This is a genomic window from Vibrio hepatarius (genome assembly GCF_043642085.1).
In the GTDB taxonomy this organism is placed as follows: domain Bacteria; phylum Pseudomonadota; class Gammaproteobacteria; order Enterobacterales; family Vibrionaceae; genus Vibrio; species Vibrio hepatarius_C.
This window is the reverse complement of record NZ_JBHZSA010000008.1, coordinates 41,944-62,104: the sequence shown is the minus strand read 5'-3', so window position 1 is coordinate 62,104 and position 20,161 is coordinate 41,944. Positions and strand designations below refer to the sequence as shown.

Below are 20,161 nucleotides of genomic sequence, written 5' to 3'. Positions count from 1 at the left end.
CGCCACAAGATAGAACAACTACTTATTTAACTGGTTTTAGGTCCAGTACGTGTAGTAGACGCTCTGGGATACCAGCCCAAATGTTTGGACGGCCTTTTGGATTTTCTTCGTTCCACCAACCAGTAAAGCGAGTTGTGTTGTATTGGAACATGTAAGCACCAGATAGAACAGGAATCGTTACTTGGTCTGCAGCGATGATTTTTTGGATACCATGAGCGATGTCTAGCTGTTCGTTCTTATCAGCTGTTTTGTAGAAGCTGTTTAGAAGACCATCTAGCTTGTCGTTCTTGTAGTAGTGCATTGCAAAGCGAGGCATACCGTCACCAGACTGTAGCTCTGAGTTGTAAGCACTGTTCCAGTATAGGTGTGGATCCGCACCGTGGAAGTAGTTGGTGTAAGCTACGTCGTACGTTGCTTCAAGCATAGCTTGGTTGTACACAGAGAAATCTGGAGTACGAGCTTTCGCTTTGATACCAATTTCTGCTAATTGCTCAACTGCTAGCTGAACAGTGTTGTTAAAGTCTGTCCAACCGTTAGGAGATTGAATTAGAAGCTCGAAAGACTTACCAGATGGAGTGTCAACGAAACCATCTTTGTTTACGTCTTTAAAGCCTGCTTTCTTAAGTAGCTCTTTAGCACCTTCTACGTTGTATGTGTTGTAGCCTTGGTATTTCTTATGAGTTCCCTCATCAGACCAAGTCTTAAACGCGTAACCTAGGCCAGATGCGAAGTCATTTACCGTACCGCCACCGTAGAATGCGATATCAATGATAGTTTGACGGTCAAGAGCCATAGAGAACGCGCGACGGAAGTCTACGTTAGTTAGCGCTTCGTTCTTCGCAGCATCAGGGTGCTTGAAGTTAACTACGAATGCCTGTGTACCTGCTGGCGGGTACCAGTATTGGTGGTTAGGACTTGCAGCCGCGTAAGTACGGTCGATATCTGGAATGAATGATGAAGTCCAGTCCATTTCGCCGTTTACAACTTTACCAAGGAATTGGTCGTTGTTCGCAATTTGTGGAACACGTAGACAGTCAACGTCTAGGTTGTCTGCATCCCAGTAGTTAGGGTTTTCACACTGAATGTAAAGCTGTGGAGTAAACGTTGCGATTTCAGTAAATGGACCAGAACCTACAGGGTTTTCGTTAGTGAATGTTGAAGGATCTTTAATCTTGCTCCATACGTGCTGTGGTACTACAGGCACTTTCACGATTTCGTAAGGAGCGTTTGAGTTAGCTTCTTTGATGTTGAACTTAACTTGGTAGTCGTTCAATTTCTCAACGCTAGAAACCCAAGAGTTGATGCCGCTTTGATCTAGCTCTGGCTTCTCTTTAACTAGGTTGAAAGAGAAAATTACGTCGTCTGCGTTGAATGTTTCACCGTCAGACCACTTAACACCTTTACGTAAGTCAAATACAACACTCATTAGATCGTCAGCAATTGTGTAGTTCTCTGCTAGACGGAATACAGGAGTGTTACCTTGCATTTCGTTGAATACTACTAGTGGCTCGTATAAGAAGTCAGTTGTAGTGTGTAGGTTAGTAGCACCTAGGTACGGGTTAAAGTTACGTACAAAAGTTGTAAACTCTTTAGGGTGGATCGTTAGTTCACTGCGCTCAGCGGCTGCTGCAACAGATGTGAATCCGGTTGCTGCTGTTGCAATAATTGCTGTTGCTAGTGCTGTTTTTTTAATGTTGGCAAGCATAGCTGTTCCTTACTATTTGCTTTCATTTCACTTATATGGATGGAATGTCATCAATTGATAAACACTCACTAAGGCCTACCTCTCTGTCTGAACATCTTCCGGAGGAGGTCGAGGTTCGAGAGTGGCCTGTAGGCCTTAGGCACAGTAAGAAAACACCTTAACGTTAATTTTCGCAATTGCTATTCCCGTTAAAACCGTTAAAACCTCACTCGTCATCGTCAATTCCGTTGAAAAGTTTGCGTTTGCTGTTTTTTTGTTCGCAATTTGCACTTTGAACTGAGTCGCATAACATCCTACCTTGAACTTTGAATGTAAGTGGTCACTTACTTGTTGTGTTTTTATTTGTATGGATTTTTGGTGCTGTGGATAATCTTGAGATCTTGGTCACTGGTGTTGGTTAGTGTTAATTTACGTGCCTAAATAAAAACTGCCGTCTTGTTGTGATTGCCTTCGCAATATGAACTCTTTTTATCCAATGAGCGAGGTTTTAGGCAATTTTAGATGCTCAGTGAGCGCTTTTATGCAGCGATACATTGACGTGAAATAGTGTTGTTTTACGCAGCGTATTAACTACAAGTGAAGGCTATACCATCGATTTTTAGCCAATAAAAAAGCCTGCGTATAGCAGGCTTTGTTTATTATTGAGGTTTTCTTAGCTGGTGAGTAAATGCTGCAGCTTATCGCGTAGCGCTTCGATATGGCTACGTTCAGGGCTCTGCTCATTACAGTGCTCTAAGATGTAATCCAGTGAGCTTAATACCGTTCTCCAGCGAGGTGTTTTTGGTAAGGTCTCTGGACGTAGGTACTTATCCAGTGTACGAGTCTGTAAGGTACTGCGGTCAAGGTAGACACGCCATAACCCGCTCTGCTCGGCGAAAGCGAACTTGGTTTGCCCTGTGACGGACTCCCAATATGAAATCGCACTTGTCATTGCATCAACCAACACTTCGCGCATGATATCTTGCTTAGACTTGCTATCACTAGCAACGCGGTCTGCAAGGCGGGTAAATTCGCCACCTAGCTCTTTTAGCTCTTGCAGCTTAGCTTTGTCGCCTTCAAAGGCAAAGCTAGAAAGCGCCTCAATCGCTGTCTCTAAATTATTGATGCGAGATGCATTAATACTGCCGCCAACATTAAAGATGTACATTGACTTCAAACCTGCACCTTCTGGCAGTTTTAGAATATCGGCAGAGAGGTGTTGTCTAACATCTTCTACGTAGATATCAATAATGCCACAGTAATGTTCCTGCACGACATTTAGGAACTTAGGCGCAATCAATTCGTCAGCATTAGAGCGTTTCAGTTGCTCCGTTGAACGTTTGAAAAGTCGCGAAGCTGCTTCATTAGCAAAGCGAATCTTGTTGTCATCACGGACACAGACAATCGCTTCAGGCGCGGTTTCAAGCTGCTCAAGTAGGCGCCCCTGTGTCTCTAACAGACTTGCTTCTACCATCGCACGTTGTTTTAGCTCCAATTGTAGCGCTTGGTTTTCTAATCGACGTTGCTCTGCTTTGCTTGCCGTTAAGTGTGCAACGATACGTGCCGCCAACTCTTGCTTATTAAATGGCTTCGACAAATAGTCATTGGCACCGACGCTAAAACCTCGAACTCTATCATCGGTTTGATTTAATGCTGTCAGCATGATGATAGGGAGCGCAGCATGATCGTAGGTTTCACGCAGTGATTCACAAACTTGGTAGCCGCTCATACCTGGCATCATAATATCGAGCAGTAACAGCTCTGGTTTCTCTTTTTCGACTGCTGCAAGTGCTTCATGACCATCTTTTGCGGTACGAACGCGATAGCCTTCAAGGCGTAAGAAACTGTCTAACACTCTTAAGTTAACTGGTTCATCATCCACAACGAGTAGCAATGGGCCATCAGGGTTTTCAGGAAGACTCACAGGCTCTGCTAACTCAATATTGCCAGTTTCTGGCGCTTTAAAGTGCGGCGCTTCGTACTGGTTGGCGACTTCAATTTGTTCAAGTGACGCGATTGGTAGGGTAAAGCTAAAGGTTGTTCCTACCATCGGTTGGCTGCTGACATACAACGAGCCGTTCATCAGCTCAATCAACTGACGACTAATGGATAGACCTAGGCCCGCACCTTGGCGGTAACGGCTAGAGTCACTGCCTGCCTGAATTAGCGGTTCAAAGATATGCTCAAGCTGGTCGGCTGGGATACCTTGACCAGTATCGACCACTTGTACACGAATATTGTCATCAACCACATTTGCTGAAATAACGATCTTACCTTCACTGGTATACTTGATCGCATTGCCAACTAGGTTATACAGCACCTGTTCTAGGCGCTGAGGATCTGCGCTAACCCAAACCGGCTCATTCGGCACTTGGTTAATGATGCGAATCGGTTTATTGCCCAATAAGTGTGAAGAGAGCTCAAGTACAAGGCGGGTTGAACCAGCAAGATCAACCGCACTGGTCTCAATGTCTAAGTTGCCATAGCGCATCTTGTGGTAATCAAGCAGGTCATCAACCAAGGTTGCAAGTCGCTGTCCGCTGCTGATAATGATATCGAGCTGATATTTATGCTCTGAAGTAATTGGTCCATTTGCGCCAGAGGCCAAAGCTTCGGCGATACCCACCATACCGTGCAAAGGGGTACGTAACTCGTGAGAGGTGGTCGCTAAGAACTCATCTTTCAGCTTGTTGGCCAGTTGTAACTCATCATTTTGCTTTTGAATAAGTTTAAGGTTGCTTTCCAGCTCTTCGTTTTGCTGCTTGATGAGCAAGATCTTTTCACGAATAGAGCGCTGCATACGCTCAAAACTGACCGCCAATCGGCCGATCTCATCTTTACGCTGAGTATTGGTCATATCCGCATCAAGATCTCCCGCCGAGACTTTCTCCGCAGCCCAAGTCAATTTAAGCAGTGGTGAAGTAATAAAGTTAGACAGGTAATGAGAGGCCATGACTACCAGCAAAATAGCGGTCAGCATGGCGAAGATAAACAGTGTTTCAAGTTGGTGAACCCGAGCAAAAGCGACGCTTTCAGGTACTTCAACAACAATGGCCCAATCAATGCCTTTCAGTGAAATTGGACTGTACGCAGCGATGATCGCTTCGTTTTCCGTATTTGAATAGGTACCAACATTTGTCAGTCCTGATAGGGCGAGATCGACCACTTGGCGGCTCTTATCAATGTCTTCTTGTTGATAAGCAAGCGTACGAGATTGGTGATCACTGCCGACTAGCAGAGTTTTCATTGAGGCAATGTTGTTGGTGTCAGCGATTAACTTGGTAATGCCGTTGTTCGGTAAGCGGAATAACGCGTAGCTGTGTAAATAGCCTTGTTGGATGATAGGCGCACCGAACCAAGCCACTGATTTACCTTGCTCTTGAGAGAAATCAGAAAGGACAACTGGGGTAAAATCTTCGTTGGTTTTACGCTTTTCGGTCACTAAGCTGTTTAGCTTAGCGAAGGTTTTACCTAAGTTAGCGTCTTTGTACTTTCCGGTCAGTAAGTTGGTGCCGTAGTTATCGTACTTATAAATAGAGTAGGTAACGTTACCCTCTCTATCGACCAAGAGAATATCGTCAAAATCAGAACGCTTTAGTAGTTCCTGGTACGCCCAGTGGTAACGTTTATGCAACAGTCGGTATCGCTCGGTGCCATTGTAGTTGTTTGATTGCGGCAATATTGACGTTTTGATCTGATCACCTGAGCCTACAATATAGCGCTTTTGAGCATATTGACGTGCTTGTTCGATATCGACACCGAGACTTTGAAAGGCGTTGACTAAACCGTAGAAGCGTCCACCACTCGCGTAAGCCAACTCTGAGCGGACAAAGCCCATCACTTCTGACTCTTTGGCGTATAGGTAGTCAATCACTTGCTGCTGCTTGCTATCTCGGACAGAGACTAGATGTGACGTGCTCTGTTCTTGCAGATCTTTGGTATGAGATTGTAAGAAGAAAATGGCGATAACAGTAAGAGGGGTAATGCTCAAGACGAGAAACGCGAGCATTAAGGTGTTTTGCAGACGCTTAAATTTTTGCTTTCGATACAGCTTAAACATGATCTAATTAGACTTTCCGTGAGAATTCAGCTTGTCGCGTCAAAGTGCACATCAACAAGCGAGTTGAAAACGTTATTTTCCTAAGATGACAAAATTAACGAGTTTTTTTACTTTGACAAGTAAGTTGCAAGGAAAGCGTGCAGATAAGCGCAATTTTAGCGAATTGCGCTGAAGGTTTGCCCAATCAAAGGCGATGATTGGGCGGCTGTGTTACTTTTTCGCCTGATAGATAGCGAATTTGTTGGTCTTATTTAGCGTCTCGCAATTACCGAATGCCTTTTCAATAATTGGTGGGTATTTTAGAAAGCTATTAGCAACAATAAACAGCTGACCTGATTTAGCCTGATAGCTTGGCGCTTTGGCAAGTAAGGTCTCAGTGGCACTGTAGCTGGTGTCTAACCCTGCGTGGAATGGAGGGTTGCTGATAATGAAGTGATAGTCATTGCTAGTATTTGAATAGACATCTGACGCAAACACTTTACCGCTTAAGCCATTGGCCGCTAACGTTGCTTTGCTTGACTCAACGGCTAGCGCACTAATATCGCACATCTCCAGTTCGATCTTTGGGTTGAGTATCGCCATAACACTGCCAATCACCCCAGCACCACAGCCAAAATCGAGCACTTTGCCTGAAAGAGCAGGTAGGGTGTCTAGCAGCAGTTTACTGCCAATATCGAATTCGCCATGACTAAACACACCCGGTAAGCTTTTGATTGTCAAAGAGGTCTCTTTGTAGCTGACTTGGTAACTCTTGAACCATTGATTGAGCTCAAAACGTTGTGGTGCTTGTGTACACTGGCCCCAGTAAAATGAACAGCGTCGCGCAGAGTCGTATTTAGTGATTGGGCCGTAAGGCTTGAACATCTTTTCAATGCTCTTAATACCTGAGCGGTTTTCACCCACAACAACGATTTCAGTATCTTCCCCAAGCTTGCTCATAAGCATGGCAAGTAAGTACTCAGCTTCAGCCTTCGCTTTTGGCCAATAGAGCAACACCATATCTGCTTGTGTATCTTGATCAAACTCTGCACCAAACACACTTTTGATGTTAGGTTGCGACTCAAGCTGTCTGTAATAACCATAGTTAGTGGTAAACACAGTGACTGAGTGGCAATGATTCGCTAGTTCAACAGGGAAAAGATCTTCGGCTTCTCCAGCAACTAGGACGTGTTTACCTTCAAAGTAAGCAAGTTGTCGCTGAGCAATTTGGCTAGGAGCGATGTAAGCAGACATAATGAACTCGGTGTAAAAAAGTGAGGGAGGATTCTCGCATAATCCTCCCTCCGCGTGTAGTGGTAAATCGTGTTGACTGACTAGCTACGATCTTGCTGATCTAGGAAGCCCTGAAACTCTTCTTCATAGATATTAAACAGCACCATAGTGATGGCGAAGATCAGTGGGCCGTAAATTAAGCCGATCAAGCCGAATAAGTGTAGACCACCTAGGAGCGAGAAGAAGATCATCAGAGTGCTCATGCCTGCATTACCGCTGCCCTGCATCAGTAGTGGGCGTAATAGGTTATCGATAGAGCCTACAATCGCAACACTCCAAACGGTTAAGAAGATAGCCCAAGTGGTATCCCCAGTAACGTATAGGTAGATCGCTGCAGGAATCCAAATTAGCGCGGTACCGACGACAGGAATAAAGGAAGCAAAGCCCATCATGGTTCCCCAGAATAATCCTGGGAAGCCAGCAAGCCACATACCTAAACCACCGGCAACACCTTGTGCAATGGCGGTGAGGAATGAGCCCATCACCGCTGACTTTGAAACTTGCTCAATTTCATCCAACAGTTTGTCTTCTTGGCTGCGAGAAAGAGGCAAAATGTGACGCATGGCACTGATGATCTTATCGTGGTCACGCAGCAAGAAGAACAGCACAAACAACATCAAGAAGAAATCCATCAGGAAGCTTGTTGCATCACCTAAGATTTTTGCACTGATGCCGACAAGGTTACTACCAAATGATGTGGCAAATTGCGCCACTTTTTGTGCGACTTCTTGTGGTTCGATGGTATCGAAAGGTAAGTAGGTATTGACCAGAGACAAGCCTTTGACCACCCATGGATGTTCGAAAATTGCTTGGATACCGCCGTTTGTCACCCATTGATAGACATTCTGAGAAAAGTTGGAGCCTTGCTGCACTATTGCAGCGAATACAAACAACAGTGGCACAACGACGATAAAGGTCAGCACAATGCACGACAGCAATGAGGTGATGTTGTGATGATTAGGCAGACGTTTCTCTAGCCACTCATGAATAGGGAACATCAGTAAAGAGATGATGAATGCCATAACAATTGAGTTGATGTAAGGCTCTACAAGTAAGAAGCAAGCAAAGCCTGCAGCAAGTAGTGCAACAATCAATACCCAATGGCTGGAAGTTATTTTGACCTTATCTGACACAATAGTTGTCCAATGATGCGATTTTATACCAGTATAATGGCTGCAAAATTTCCAGTCTTCAATTCAAAATCAAAAAGTTATCATGAGGCATTTATTTTATGGGCTGTTGTAACAATGAGAAGTGCGCAAGTGAAGCTAAGGCAAAGAGACGTAACCTCCCTTGGTTTAGTCTGCTAATTGCTGCATTGGTTGTGTTGGTAGTACTTAACTGGCAATAAAAAAAGCTGCACTAGGCAGCTTTTTTTATAAGTAAGGAGCTAATTAAGCTTCTTGAGCAAGGATAGCAAAACAGCGGTCTGCTGCTTCTAGCGTTGCTTCAATTTCTTTACTGCCATGTGCTAGTGAAGTAAAGCTTGCTTCAAATGCTGAAGGCGCTAGGTAAACACCGTGCTTAAGCATTAGGTGGAAGAAGCGCTTAAAGCGTTCGATATCACACTTAGTGACGTCTTCGTAGCGAGTGATGCTCTCTTGCTCTGTGAAGAAGAAACCAAACATACCGCCTACTTGGTTAACAACCAATGGGATACCGTGACTCTCTGCCAGTGATTTAAAGCCATCTGCCAGTTGTTTAGTCTTAGAAGCTAGGCGTTTCTCGTTGCCTTCTTCTTTTAGTAGGTTAAGACATGCGAAGCCCGCAGCCATGGCTACAGGGTTACCTGAAAGTGTACCTGCTTGGTAAACTGGACCTGTTGGAGCGATGTATTGCATCACTTCTTTACGGCCACCAAATGCGCCTACTGGCATGCCGCCACCAATCACTTTACCTAGTGTCGTTAGGTCTGGCTTGATGTTGTAGTAACCTTGAGCGCCACCAAGAGCAACGCGGAAGCCAGTCATAACTTCATCAAAGATTAGCAGTGCACCTTCTTCATCACAGATTTGACGCAGACCTTCGTGGAAGCCTTCAACGGGTGGGATACAGTTCATGTTGCCCGCAACTGGCTCAACAATGATACAAGCGATTTCACCTTTGTTTGCAGCGAACAGCTCGCGCACTGAGTCAAGATCGTTAAATGTTGCGGTTAGGGTATGCTTTGCAAAGTCTGCAGGCACACCTGGAGAGCTTGGTTGGCCTAGTGTTAGCGCGCCAGAACCTGCTTTAACCAATAGGCTATCTGCGTGACCGTGGTAACAGCCTTCAAATTTCATGATTTTATCGCGGCCAGTGTAACCACGAGCTAGGCGAATCGCACTCATCGTCGCTTCTGTACCTGAGCTCACCATACGGATTTGCTCCATTGAAGGTACGAGCTCTGACACAAGCTCAGCCATAGCGATTTCCATCTCAGTAGGAGCGCCAAAGCTAAGGCCGCGCTGCGCTGCATCAATAACTGCTTCACGGATCACGGCATGGTTGTGACCTAGAATCATAGGACCCCAAGAACCAACGTAGTCAATGTACGCCTTGCCATCAGCATCAAAAATCAATGGGCCATCTGCACGCTCAACGAAAATCGGTGCGCCGCCAACGCCATTAAAAGCACGTACTGGAGAATTCACGCCACCAGGAATGGTTTGTTGTGCTTTTTGAAATAGATCTGCTGATTTGGTCATGGGATATCCTCTTTTGATTGCTCGGACCAATTTGGCTCGCATTGTACCTGCCCAATCCAATTCAATAAAACGCTTTGCGCCACATTCTGAGTACTTTGGCAGCAAATAGGCCAGTTTTTGCGTAAAAAATAGCTTCAAAAGTGGTGAATACTTGAACGCTTCACTCAGGTATTAGATAATCAGCCTAATATTAGAATATAAAACTCCAGATGGTGAGAGCGGTCTGGGTATAGACGACTGAGAGAGGTCATCGTGAGCGAAGTAAATATCCCACTAACATTTTCAGACGCAGCCGCTAACCGAGTTGGGGCGCTGATTGCTGAAGAAGAAAATCCGAATCTAAAACTGCGTGTTTACATCACGGGTGGTGGCTGTAGCGGTTTCCAATACGGTTTCACTTTTGACGAGAGCGTCAATGAAGGTGACACAACAATCGTAAATAGCGGTGTGACATTAGTTGTTGACCCTATGAGTTTGCAATATCTAGTGGGTGGCCAAGTGGACTACACTGAAGGTCTAGAAGGCGCGCGCTTCTTTGTTAACAACCCGAATGCGACAACAACCTGTGGTTGTGGTGCATCATTCAGTGTTTAATCACTAATAACTTCCCTAAGGCTGCTTTCGCAGCCTTTGTTTTATCTAATATTCCTTATCTCAACTCCGTGATCATTCCAGAAACTGAGACCTGCCCTAAATTACTGTCCAACTGTATTTTATTTTTCACTGGTTAATTTATATCCTGATTAATAGTTCTCGTTTAGTTCTGAGCTGCAATACATAAAAGATGATGTTTTAACCGCATTTGACGCGTATCTAAATACTAAGTAGCAACACTAAGGACAGTTATGGCTAGTTTCTCTCCACTGCGTTTTTTCGCAGTACGCCCCTATTTGATCTCTCTGATTCTGGTCACAGTTCTGACGCTGTGGCTTGGTGTTGGTATGCTCAACGCTGAAGACACCGCTCCGCAGAAGGAAACGGAACAGATTCCACTGGCTAAAGTGGCTTTTACCACCTTTACAGCTCAATCGACGCATAAGTCGATAGATCTTTATGGCCGCACGGCGCCTAACAAACAAGCTAAGTTAGGGGCTGAAATTGCTGGCAAGATTATTCAGCTTAAAGTGAGAAAAGGGGACAGTGTTAAACAAGGTCAGGTAATTGCTCTGATTGATAAAGGCGATCTCGATATTCAACTTCAGCGTGCTCAAGCGATGCTAAAAGTAAAAGAGAAAGAGTATAAAGCGGCCCAATCACTAAAAAGCAAAGGCTTACAAGGTGAAGTGGCGTTTACCAATGCCCAAGCCGGATTAGTCGAAGCAAAGGCAAGTGTCAGTAATGCCAAGATAGCATTAAGAAATACATCCGTTACTGCTCCTTTTAGCGGCGTGGTAGATCATTTGTTTATCGAGAAAGGTGATTTTGTTGGGATTGGCGATCCGGTCGCGACTCTGATTGATCTAGAAAAAATCATTATTGAAGCGGATGTCAGTGAGCGTCATATTCAAGACCTAGTCGCGGATCAACAAGCGAAAGTTCGCTTTATCAGTGGCCAGGAAGCGACAGGAACCGTGCGCTACATTTCGCGTGTATCATCGGCTTCGACTAATACCTTTCCAATTGAAATCGAAATGGCCAATCCTGAGCAAAAAATTCCAGCCGGTATCAGCGCCGAAGTGACATTAAACCTGCAAGATCAGTTGGCGATTAAGATAACCCCGGCAATGTTAGCGCTTGATGCCGCCGGGAATTTGGGCGTCAAAACACTAGTCAAAGAGCATATCGAGTTTGTACCTATCCAATTGGTGAAGGCCGAGCAAGATGGGGTTTGGCTCACTGGGCTTGGTGAACGAGTTAAGATTGTCACTACTGGACAAGGTTTTGTGCGTGATGGCGACCAAGTCATTGCCGTAGAACAGCAAAACTAGGAGGCACAATTATGTTTGCATTGATTGATGCCGCGATGTCACGTACCCGTACCATGATGGTATTACTGATATTCATTTTGCTGGCAGGTATCGGCACTTATATCACTATTCCTAAAGAGTCGAGTCCGGATATCACCATCCCGATTATTTATGTGTCGGTTGGACACCAAGGCATTTCCCCTAACGATGCTGAGCGATTGTTAGTTCGACCTATCGAGCAAGAGCTAAGAGCGATTGAAGGGGTGAAAGAGATGACCTCGACTGCTTCGGAAGGTCACGCTTCGGTGATGCTCGAGTTCAGTGTTGGTGTTGACTTGAATAAAGCGATGGCGGATGTCCGTGAAGCGGTCGACTTAGCCAAACCTAAGCTGCCTAGTGACAGTGATGAACCGACGGTAAATGAAGTGACATTGGCTTCGGAAGAGCCTGCGCTGTCCGTGGTGCTTTATGGCACCGTACCGGAAAGAACCATTGTCCAAATTTCTCGTCAGCTAAGAGACAAACTGGAAAGCTATCGTCAGATCCTAGAAGTCGATATTGCTGGTGATCGAGAAGATATTGTTGAGATCATCGTCGACCCGCTGCTGATGGAAAGCTACGGTCTTGATCAAGCGGATATCTACAACCTAATTGCACTGAATAACCGCGTGGTTGCCGCAGGCTTTGTTGATACTGGCTATGGGCGTTTCTCGGTTAAAGTACCATCGGTATTTGACTCTTTGAAAGACGTATTGGATTTGCCAGTTAAAGTCGACGGTAAGCAAGTGATTACTTTTGGCGATGTCGCGACGGTTAGACGAGCGTTCCGCGACTCAGAAAGCTATGCGCGATTGGATGGTAAGTCAGCTATCGTTATGGACGTGAAAAAGCGTGCGGGCGAGAACATCATCGAAACCGTTGACTTGATTAAGTTGGTATTGGAAGAAGCGCAGAAGCGACCTGAATGGCCGAACAACTTATTGGTTAAGTACACTTGGGATCAGTCGAAAGATGTCAAAGTGATGCTTAATGATCTACAAAACAACATCTTGTCAGCGATCATTTTAGTAGTGATTGTCATCATTGCTGTCTTAGGCGTCAGAACCGCATTTCTGGTTGGGGTTTCGATCCCAGGCTCTTTCCTAACGGGTTTATTGGTGCTTTCGGTGTTCGGCCTAACGGTCAATATCGTGGTGCTTTTCTCATTGATCATGGCAGTGGGTATGCTGGTGGATGGGGCGATTGTTGTCACTGAGTTTGCTGACAGGCGCATGCAAGAGGGTACGTCGAGACGAGAAGCATACCGAGATGCCGCTAAGCGTATGGCTTGGCCGATTACCGCATCAACAGCAACCACATTAGCTGCGTTCGCTCCGCTACTATTCTGGCCTGATGTCACTGGCGAGTTTATGAAGTACTTACCGTTAACCTTGATCGCAACGCTCAGTGCTTCGCTAGCCATGGCATTATTATTAGTGCCTGTGTTGGGCAGTTTGATTGGCCGACCTCAGCATGTGACCAAAGAGCAGCGCGAGAAAATGGTCGCGTTACACGATGGCGATTTTTCAAAAGCGACAGGGCTGACCAAACTCTATTTCCATACCTTAGATATTGCTATCAAGCATCCGCTAAAAATCCTCTTTAGTGCTATTTTGCTCGCTATTGCGGTGGGCTTTACCTATGCCAAAGCGGGGCTGGGTGCGGAATTCTTCCCTGAAGTTGATCCGCCATTCTTTACTGTCAAAGTTCGTTCGTATGGTGACTTATCTCTTGATGAGAAAGACGTGATTATGCGTGATATTGAAGCGGTAATGCTGGGCCATGATGAGTTTGAAAGTGTCTATACACGTACCGGTGGCGATGATGAAATCGGTCAGATTCAGATTACGCCGGTTGATTGGCAGTATCGACGTAAAGTGAAAACCATCATTGAAGAGTTGAAACAGCAAACCGATCATTATGCTGGGGTTGAGATTGAATATAAGTTCCCAGACGCAGGTCCTCCAGTAGCTCACGACCTAGTGATCGAAATGTCGGCTCGCATCCCAGGTGAATTAGATAACGCAGCTAAGTTAGTCAGGCAGTGGGCGGATAACCATCCGGCGTTTACTAATATCAGTGACACCTCCAGTAAAGAAGGTATCGACTGGCAGATTGATATTCGCCGTGATGATGCCTCTCGTTTTGCAGCCGATGCAACATTGGTCGGCAATACGGTACAGTTTGTGACTAATGGCCTGAAAATTGGTGACTACCTGCCGGATGATGCCACTGAGGAAGTCGATATTCTAGTGCGTTACCCAGAAGATAAACGCGATATTGGTCGATTCGATCAGTTGCGGGTAAAAACGCCCGCCGGACTGGTGCCGATCACTAACTTTGCCAATATTGTTCCTGAACATAAGCAAGACACCATCCGCCGTATTGATGGCCATCGCGTGATCAACATAATGGCTGACATGAAAGAGGGCTATAACCTAGCGCTTGAGTTGCCCAAGATAACTGAAGCGGTCGCCCAGCTAGACTTACCTTCAGGGGTTGAGTTTAAGATCCGCGGACAGAACGAGGAGCAAGAGAACTCTTCTGCCTTCTTGCAAAATGCGTTTATGGTCGCGCTTGTCGTGATGGCGCTGATATTGATCACTCAATTTAATAGCTTCTATCAGGCGTTCTTAATTCTAAGTGCAGTGCTGTTTTCAACCGTTGGGGTATTTGTTGGTTTGCTGGTATTCCAAAAGCCGTTTGGCATCATTATGTCGGGTATCGGTGTGATTGCCTTAGCGGGCATAGTGGTAAACAACAACATCGTTTTAATTGATACCTATAATCAGTTGTTAAAACGTGGACTGGATAAACGAGAAGCCATATTACGTACCGGTGTACAGCGTCTGCGCCCCGTATTATTGACTACAGTGACGACGATTTTAGGGCTGTTGCCTATGGTGCTAGAGATGAACATCGACTTGATTAACCAGAAGATTGAGTTTGGTGCGCCGAGTACTCAGTGGTGGTCGCAATTAGCGACTGCGGTTGCGGGTGGATTGGCGTTTGCTACGGTTCTGACCTTAGTTCTGACGCCGTGCCTGCTGATGCTGGGTAAGCAGCACAAGGTTGAAGAGCAGGCCAATACAGTGATAGACGCTGATTAGCCGAAGAGACTCAAATAGAACAAGACCCGCACTAGTAGGCGGGTCTTTTTATTTGTGCTCTATGGTGTCGCAAGCAGTTCACCATATCGTTCCAGTTTATCCAATCTTATCTTCGCATTAGCAATAAAGGTGGCCTTTGTTTTGCCAGTTAAAGACTTAGACTGAGGTAACTTAACCGTTCTGGCATTTTTATGTACCCCATTAACGAGGAACTCATAATGAAGGTGAGGGCCTGTCACGCGACCTGTTCCGCCCAGAGTACCAATGGTTTGGCCCTGTTTAACGCGTTGGCCTGTTTTCACGGTACGTTTGGTTAAGTGAAGGTACTTGGTAATGTACGTATTGCTGTGTTTGATAAATACGTAGTTACCATTGAACTGGTTGTAGCTAGACTTCTGGACAATCCCGTCACCTGCAGCCCAAATCGGTGTCCCCACAGGCGCAGCGTAATCGGTGCCGCGGTGTGCTCGGACTTTGCCCGTTACTGGGTGGCGGCGAGTTGGATTGAAGTTGGACGTTACACGACGAAAATCAAGCGGTGAGCGTAAGAAGGCTTTCTTCATCGCGCGGCCGTTTTCATCATAGTAATTTCCGCTCTTATCATCACGGATGGCAGTAAAGGTATCGCCTTGGTTGGTAAAGATCGCAGCAATGATTTTACCTCGGCCTACCACTTCACCTTCGACCACTTTTTCTTGGTAGAGGATTCTAAAGTTATCGCCATTACGAATATCGAGTGCGAAGTCGATATCCCAGCCAAAAATTCCCGCCAGTTCCATAATCTGATTGGCTGTTAAACCTGCATTAATACCCGCATTCCAGAAGTTGGACGTGATTTTTGCTTCAGCGTAGTTGTATTGAAAGTGGACATCTTTTTTATCGATGGTGGAGGTGTAGCCATTATCAGACTTAGTCACTAAGAATGCTTCGTACGGGCTAAGTTGACGCTTAATCTGAATCAGTTGATTGTCTGCATCAAAACCAAATTGAAAAGAGTCTCCAGGTCTTACTCGCGTTAACTGACGCTCAATATCTTTGTTGGTCGAAGTCAATTCATACAGTAGGCGAGAAGATAGACCAGCACGTTGAAATAGCAAAGCCATGCTATCGCCCGAGCCTATGGTGTGTTTTTCCCAGCGCAGTACAGCAAGTGTTGGTACCGAGGATTGCTCGACGAATACCCCTTGATCAATTTTGATCGGGTAAGCCTTGCCGATTTGATAATTGCTTTCCTCGTCACGAAGATCTTTCGGTGCAGGAAGAAACAGCGCGACAACAATAATGGCGCTAAAAAAAGCGATGAGAGCTCGGTGAATCCATGGAAGTCGAGCGAAAAGCGACAACATCTTATGTCCGTTCTAAAAAATTCAATAAAAAAGCTAAGCTGTTTAGTCTAACTGGTTTCAAAAAGCATCGCTATTCAAGTAAGATGGCAAACTAACAAATTTTTGCCAAATCTGTGGGAGTGAACAAGAATGGCGAGCATTGAAGCTGCACTAGCCGAGATTAAGCGCGGTGTTGACGAATTAATTCCAGAAGAAGAACTGATTGCTAAATTGAAAGAGGGTCGTCCTCTTCGCATCAAATTGGGTGCCGATCCAACTGCTCCTGATATCCACCTAGGTCATACAGTTATTTTGAACAAGCTGCGTGCGTTTCAAGAACTAGGTCATGATGTGACGTTCCTAATCGGTGACTTCACGGGCATGGTTGGTGACCCAACTGGTAAGAACACGACTCGTCCACCACTGACTCGTGAAGACGTTCTGCGTAACGCTGAAACGTATAAAGAGCAGGTGTTCAAGATTCTTGATCCAGCAAAGACCAAGATTCAATTTAACTCTGAGTGGCTATCTGAACTTGGTGCTGAAGGTATGATTCGCCTAGCTGCTAACCAGACTGTTGCTCGTATGCTTGAGCGTGATGACTTTAAAAAGCGCTACACAGGTGGCCAGCCAATTGCTATCCATGAGTTTATGTATCCACTCCTACAAGGTTATGACTCAGTAGCAATGGAAACAGACGTTGAGCTAGGTGGTACTGACCAAAAGTTCAACCTACTGATGGGTCGTGAGCTGCAAAAAGCACACGGCCAAAAACCTCAGGTTGTTCTGACAATGCCACTTCTTGTTGGCCTTGATGGCGAGAAGAAGATGTCTAAGTCAGCGCACAACTACATTGGTGTGAGCGAAGCGCCGAGTGAAATGTTCGGTAAGATCATGTCTATCTCAGACGATCTTATGTGGAGCTACTACGAGCTGCTTTCTTTCCGTCCTCTGGAAGAGATCGCAGATCTTAAAGCTGGCGTTGAAGCGGGTAAAAACCCACGTGATGTGAAAGTTGCACTAGCAAAAGAGATCATTGCGCGTTTCCACAGCGAAGCCGATGCTGACGCTGCAGAGCAAGAGTTCGTTAACCGTTTCGCTAAGAACCAAATCCCTGACGAAATGCCAGAGTTTGAGTTTGATGCAGGTCTTCCTGTAAGCAATCTTCTTAAAGAAGCGGGTCTATGTGCGTCTACTTCAGAAGCGATGCGTATGGTTAAGCAGGGCGCAGCGAAGATTGAAGGTGAGAAGGTAGCTGATTCTAAATTTGCACCAGAAGCAGGCACATACGTATTCCAAGTTGGTAAGCGTAAGTTTGCTCGTATTACTATCAAGTAATCGACGATAAAGTCATTCAGCTGACCGTCCATAAAAGCGCCTAGTTAGGCGCTTTTTTTATATTTTCTATCTGACCTATAACCCGCTCAAATGTTGTGCTTTTTTTGCCTAAAGTGACTGATTTTCTGTTTGGATTTTGTTACTATGCCCGCGCTGCTATTACAGCAGTTTATTCGGAGACTTTTATGAACAATATCGACCATCCTCCTAGTATCAAGGGAGAAAAATAAACCTCATCGGTATTGTCATATTTGCCTCTACCTATGTGGTAGAGCAGTCCGCTTTTCTCTGATTCCTCTCATTTTTCTCCATGAAAACTAGTACTTAAATACTCAGCTAGCCTCACTGAACCGTTTAGTGATCGTAGTTAGTCGTGTCTGACTTCGTCTACACCGCCATATTTGATGGCTAGCTGGTGTTTGATGGTCGTTACCTATTGCCAATCGGGAGATTCGCCATGACGGTAATGAGCAATACTTACATTGAAAATACACCTCACTTTTCCAATGAAGAGATCGGGGCCGCTCGCAATGCATTTCTGCGTTATGAGCAAACTCAACAGGTTCATCTATTAACGGTAATGCCTGTTGAAGAAGCGGTAGCCATACTTCATCACTGTTCTATTGGTTACGTGCAACAATTGATTTCAGCGTTAGAAGTGGAAGGACATGACAAGCTAGCAAGGCATTATGCTCACCAGCTTGGTTTTATCCACTCTGAAGTTGAGACAGCAAGTAGCTATCTTGATACTACGGTAGTGGCGCATGTTAAGCAGCGTATCGGCTGGATCATCGCGTTAGCGCTATTAGGGATAGTTTCTGGGCTTATTATTTCTCAGTATGAAGATACCTTAAGCCAACTTGTGCTTTTGGCGATATACATGCCAGTTATTGCAGCGGCAGGGGGAAATACCGGTACTCAGGCGGCGACGTTAGTTATTCGTGCTCTGGCAACAGGAGAGCTACGTAAACGCCAATGGCTAGCGGTATTTTGGAAAGAAAGCCGAGTGGCTTTATGTCTAGCCTTAGCCATATCGCTGGTGATTGTTGGTCGAATTTTACTATTCAGTGACGCCAGTTCTACCGGTGGTTTTGACCTTAACCTGATTGCATTGGCGATAGCGATAGCGCTGTTTATTCAAGTGACCATGTCGACTACGCTAGGTGGCTTACTGCCGATCTTAGCCAGAGCATTTAGACTGGACCCAGCGGTTCTTGTGAGTCCAGTATTAGCGTCAATTGTTGATATCTCTGGTATGTGGATCTATTTCTCGGTAGTGAATTACTTCTTAGGCATTGCCTGACTGAAGTTAACCACATCTTGATAGAACAGAGTTTCAAACTGAGTAATTGGAGCGACGGTAGGTTTACTGTCGCTCTTTACTTTAGGAGGATGGTAGTCAGCAACAAACTGAACAAACAGTGTGCTCGGCTTGCCTGATTTATCTAACCCAAATCCTGCCATATTTGAACTGCCGTATAGCGAGCCGCTTTTGGCAGTGATCTCACCTTTCACTGGCGCTTTACGCATGCTGCGACGGTATTTTAATGTGCCATTTGTGCCAGAAGTTGGCATCAAGGCGATCAGGTCTAATTCATCGTCATGTTGCCAGATATAGCGTAAAACTGCGGCCATATTTTGGCTGGTAAAACGGTTATTGCGTGATAAGCCAGAGCCGTCAGCTAATGGCGTATGCTCGATATCAATTCCTGTATTAGCAAATAAGATCTGCTTGATCGCTTGAGTACCATTACCAAAGCTGCCTGGTTGGATATAGAACTTAGCGCCAATGGTTTTAGTTAGGTTATCGGCAATTAAGTTATCAGATTTACGTAGCATCACTTCAAGGAGTTCAGGTAGCATTTTTGAGTTATGAGTCGCTAACTGTTTACCTTGTTGATTGGCTGAACCGACTTTAATACTACCCTTGAGCTCAATACTCAGTTGAGAAAGCAGTGTATGAACGACGCGCTGGGTGTACAGCGAAGGATCTTGCACCGCAAACTTCAGTGGCAATGGCTTACTACGTTGCTGCAGACACCCTTGCAATTGGTAATGATTGTTTGGAGAGGTGAGGAGTTCTAAATCGCACTGCAGGCTCTCTTGCTCACTTTTAGAGACGCTGGCCGCCTGTGTCGTTACATAGATTGGTTGATGCTCCGGTACGTAAACACGGGTTTTGCCATCGTCTTGGGTGTAAATTGAAGCTTGTACGCAGTTGTCATCAAGAGTAATGGCACTTGCAGGCGCACTATAGCAGACGCCAAGGATATCCCACGGCCAACCGACTGCACGGTCGTAGCCAGTAAACGCGCTATTGTCTAACCACAAATCCCCTTGAATTGTTTTTACGCCACTATCTCGCATCGTGGTGAGGAGCTGCTTAAGATCTTTGGTCGTTAAGGTTGGGTCGCCACTAAAGCGAACAATGACGTCTTTGCCTGATTTATCGATACTGGTTTGATAATAGAAGTCATCGCCAAGTTCGAGTTTAGCTGCTAGAGCCGTGACGATTTTTAGGGTACTTGCTGGTGGAAAAAGCTGGCTCTGATTGTCTGTCGCGACATAGCTTTGATTATTCGATAGCCCTTGAACTTTAAGCGCAGCGCGACTGCCTTGAGGCAATTCGTTGAGTGGAGAATACGAAGACGCTACGGCTAACGTAGGGAGTAAAAGCGCTAAGAGAGCGAGAGAGAGGTGCTGTAAGGTGTGTCGCATAGTTAAAGAGCCACTATTGAG

At 45.4% G+C, this 20,161-nt stretch carries 12 protein-coding genes; 5 read left to right on the top strand and 7 right to left on the bottom strand.

From position 1 onward, the window contains the following. Positions 1 to 22 precede the first annotated feature (22 nt). The 5 genes from ACHUFZ_RS15510 to hemL form a co-directional block, all read right to left on the bottom strand. Positions 23 to 1,705 (bottom strand): ABC transporter substrate-binding protein, encoded by a 1,683-nt coding sequence (locus ACHUFZ_RS15510; RefSeq protein ID WP_394127854.1) that lies wholly within the window; start codon positions 1,703 to 1,705, stop codon positions 23 to 25. 652 nt (positions 1,706 to 2,357) lie between these two features. Further along, positions 2,358 to 5,744 carry a response regulator gene (locus tag ACHUFZ_RS15505; RefSeq protein WP_394127853.1) on the bottom strand — a complete coding sequence of 1,129 codons (3,387 nt, stop codon included), beginning with the start codon at positions 5,742 to 5,744 and terminating at the stop codon, positions 2,358 to 2,360. 210 nt (positions 5,745 to 5,954) lie between these two features. Next, positions 5,955 to 6,977: a 16S rRNA (guanine(1207)-N(2))-methyltransferase RsmC gene (gene rsmC, locus ACHUFZ_RS15500; RefSeq protein WP_134836022.1), complete on the bottom strand. Its 1,023-nt coding sequence runs from the start codon at positions 6,975 to 6,977 to the stop codon at positions 5,955 to 5,957. Between the two features lie 80 nt (positions 6,978 to 7,057). Continuing rightward, positions 7,058 to 8,149, bottom strand: coding sequence for an AI-2E family transporter (locus tag ACHUFZ_RS15495; RefSeq protein WP_134836021.1), 1,092 nt, complete (start codon positions 8,147 to 8,149; stop codon positions 7,058 to 7,060). Between the two features lie 261 nt (positions 8,150 to 8,410). Then, a complete protein-coding gene (gene hemL, locus ACHUFZ_RS15490) occupies positions 8,411 to 9,703 on the bottom strand; it encodes a glutamate-1-semialdehyde 2,1-aminomutase (RefSeq protein WP_394127852.1) in 1,293 nt (430 codons plus the stop codon). A 252-nt stretch (positions 9,704 to 9,955) separates the two neighbouring features. On the opposite strand from hemL, the gene erpA reads away from it, so the two are divergent. The 3 genes from erpA (at position 9,956) to ACHUFZ_RS15475 (ending at position 14,759) form a co-directional block, all read left to right on the top strand. Then, entirely contained in the window at positions 9,956 to 10,297 is a 342-nt protein-coding gene (erpA, locus tag ACHUFZ_RS15485) for an iron-sulfur cluster insertion protein ErpA (RefSeq protein WP_004410128.1), read from the top strand. A gap of 251 nt (positions 10,298 to 10,548) precedes the next feature. After that, positions 10,549 to 11,631: an efflux RND transporter periplasmic adaptor subunit gene (locus ACHUFZ_RS15480; protein WP_394127851.1), complete on the top strand. Its 1,083-nt coding sequence runs from the start codon at positions 10,549 to 10,551 to the stop codon at positions 11,629 to 11,631. An 11-nt stretch (positions 11,632 to 11,642) separates the two neighbouring features. Next, positions 11,643 to 14,759, top strand: a complete 3,117-nt coding sequence (locus ACHUFZ_RS15475; protein WP_394127850.1) for an efflux RND transporter permease subunit — start codon at positions 11,643 to 11,645, stop codon at positions 14,757 to 14,759. A gap of 59 nt (positions 14,760 to 14,818) precedes the next feature. Here ACHUFZ_RS15475 and ACHUFZ_RS15470 read toward each other — a convergent pair whose 3' ends face one another. Continuing rightward, complete coding sequence (locus ACHUFZ_RS15470) at positions 14,819 to 16,105, bottom strand: peptidoglycan DD-metalloendopeptidase family protein (RefSeq protein ID WP_394127849.1); 1,287 nt, start codon at positions 16,103 to 16,105, stop codon at positions 14,819 to 14,821. Positions 16,106 to 16,234: 129 nt separating this feature from the next. Here ACHUFZ_RS15470 and tyrS point away from each other — a divergent pair, with 129 nt between their 5' ends. Both tyrS and ACHUFZ_RS15460 read left to right on the top strand, forming a co-directional pair. After that, the gene (gene tyrS, locus ACHUFZ_RS15465; RefSeq protein ID WP_394127848.1) at positions 16,235 to 17,422 is read left to right on the top strand and encodes a tyrosine--tRNA ligase; all 1,188 of its coding nucleotides are present in this window, start codon (positions 16,235 to 16,237) and stop codon (positions 17,420 to 17,422) included. A 457-nt stretch (positions 17,423 to 17,879) separates the two neighbouring features. Continuing rightward, a complete protein-coding gene (locus ACHUFZ_RS15460) occupies positions 17,880 to 18,725 on the top strand; it encodes a magnesium transporter (RefSeq protein ID WP_394127847.1) in 846 nt (281 codons plus the stop codon). Here the strand turns inward: ACHUFZ_RS15460 and dacB are convergent. After that, positions 18,704 to 20,140, bottom strand: a complete 1,437-nt coding sequence (dacB, locus tag ACHUFZ_RS15455; protein WP_394127846.1) for a serine-type D-Ala-D-Ala carboxypeptidase — start codon at positions 20,138 to 20,140, stop codon at positions 18,704 to 18,706. The two genes, ACHUFZ_RS15460 and dacB, sit on opposite strands and share 22 nt — an antisense overlap. Positions 20,141 to 20,161: the final 21 nt, after the last annotated feature.

What these genes read in the sequence shown, in the direction of transcription:
- rsmC (WP_134836022.1), bottom strand. Translation starts at nt 6,977, where the DNA reads ATGTCTGCTTACATCGCTCCTAGCCAAATTGCTCAGCGACAACTTGCT.
- ACHUFZ_RS15505 (WP_394127853.1), bottom strand. Translation starts at nt 5,744, where the DNA reads ATGTTTAAGCTGTATCGAAAGCAAAAATTTAAGCGTCTGCAAAACACC.
- tyrS (WP_394127848.1), top strand. Translation starts at nt 16,235, where the DNA reads ATGGCGAGCATTGAAGCTGCACTAGCCGAGATTAAGCGCGGTGTTGAC.
- ACHUFZ_RS15510 (WP_394127854.1), bottom strand. Translation starts at nt 1,705, where the DNA reads ATGCTTGCCAACATTAAAAAAACAGCACTAGCAACAGCAATTATTGCA.
- dacB (WP_394127846.1), bottom strand. Translation starts at nt 20,140, where the DNA reads ATGCGACACACCTTACAGCACCTCTCTCTCGCTCTCTTAGCGCTTTTA.
- ACHUFZ_RS15475 (WP_394127850.1), top strand. Translation starts at nt 11,643, where the DNA reads ATGTTTGCATTGATTGATGCCGCGATGTCACGTACCCGTACCATGATG.
- ACHUFZ_RS15480 (WP_394127851.1), top strand. Translation starts at nt 10,549, where the DNA reads ATGGCTAGTTTCTCTCCACTGCGTTTTTTCGCAGTACGCCCCTATTTG.
- ACHUFZ_RS15460 (WP_394127847.1), top strand. Translation starts at nt 17,880, where the DNA reads ATGACGGTAATGAGCAATACTTACATTGAAAATACACCTCACTTTTCC.
- ACHUFZ_RS15470 (WP_394127849.1), bottom strand. Translation starts at nt 16,105, where the DNA reads ATGTTGTCGCTTTTCGCTCGACTTCCATGGATTCACCGAGCTCTCATC.
- hemL (WP_394127852.1), bottom strand. Translation starts at nt 9,703, where the DNA reads ATGACCAAATCAGCAGATCTATTTCAAAAAGCACAACAAACCATTCCT.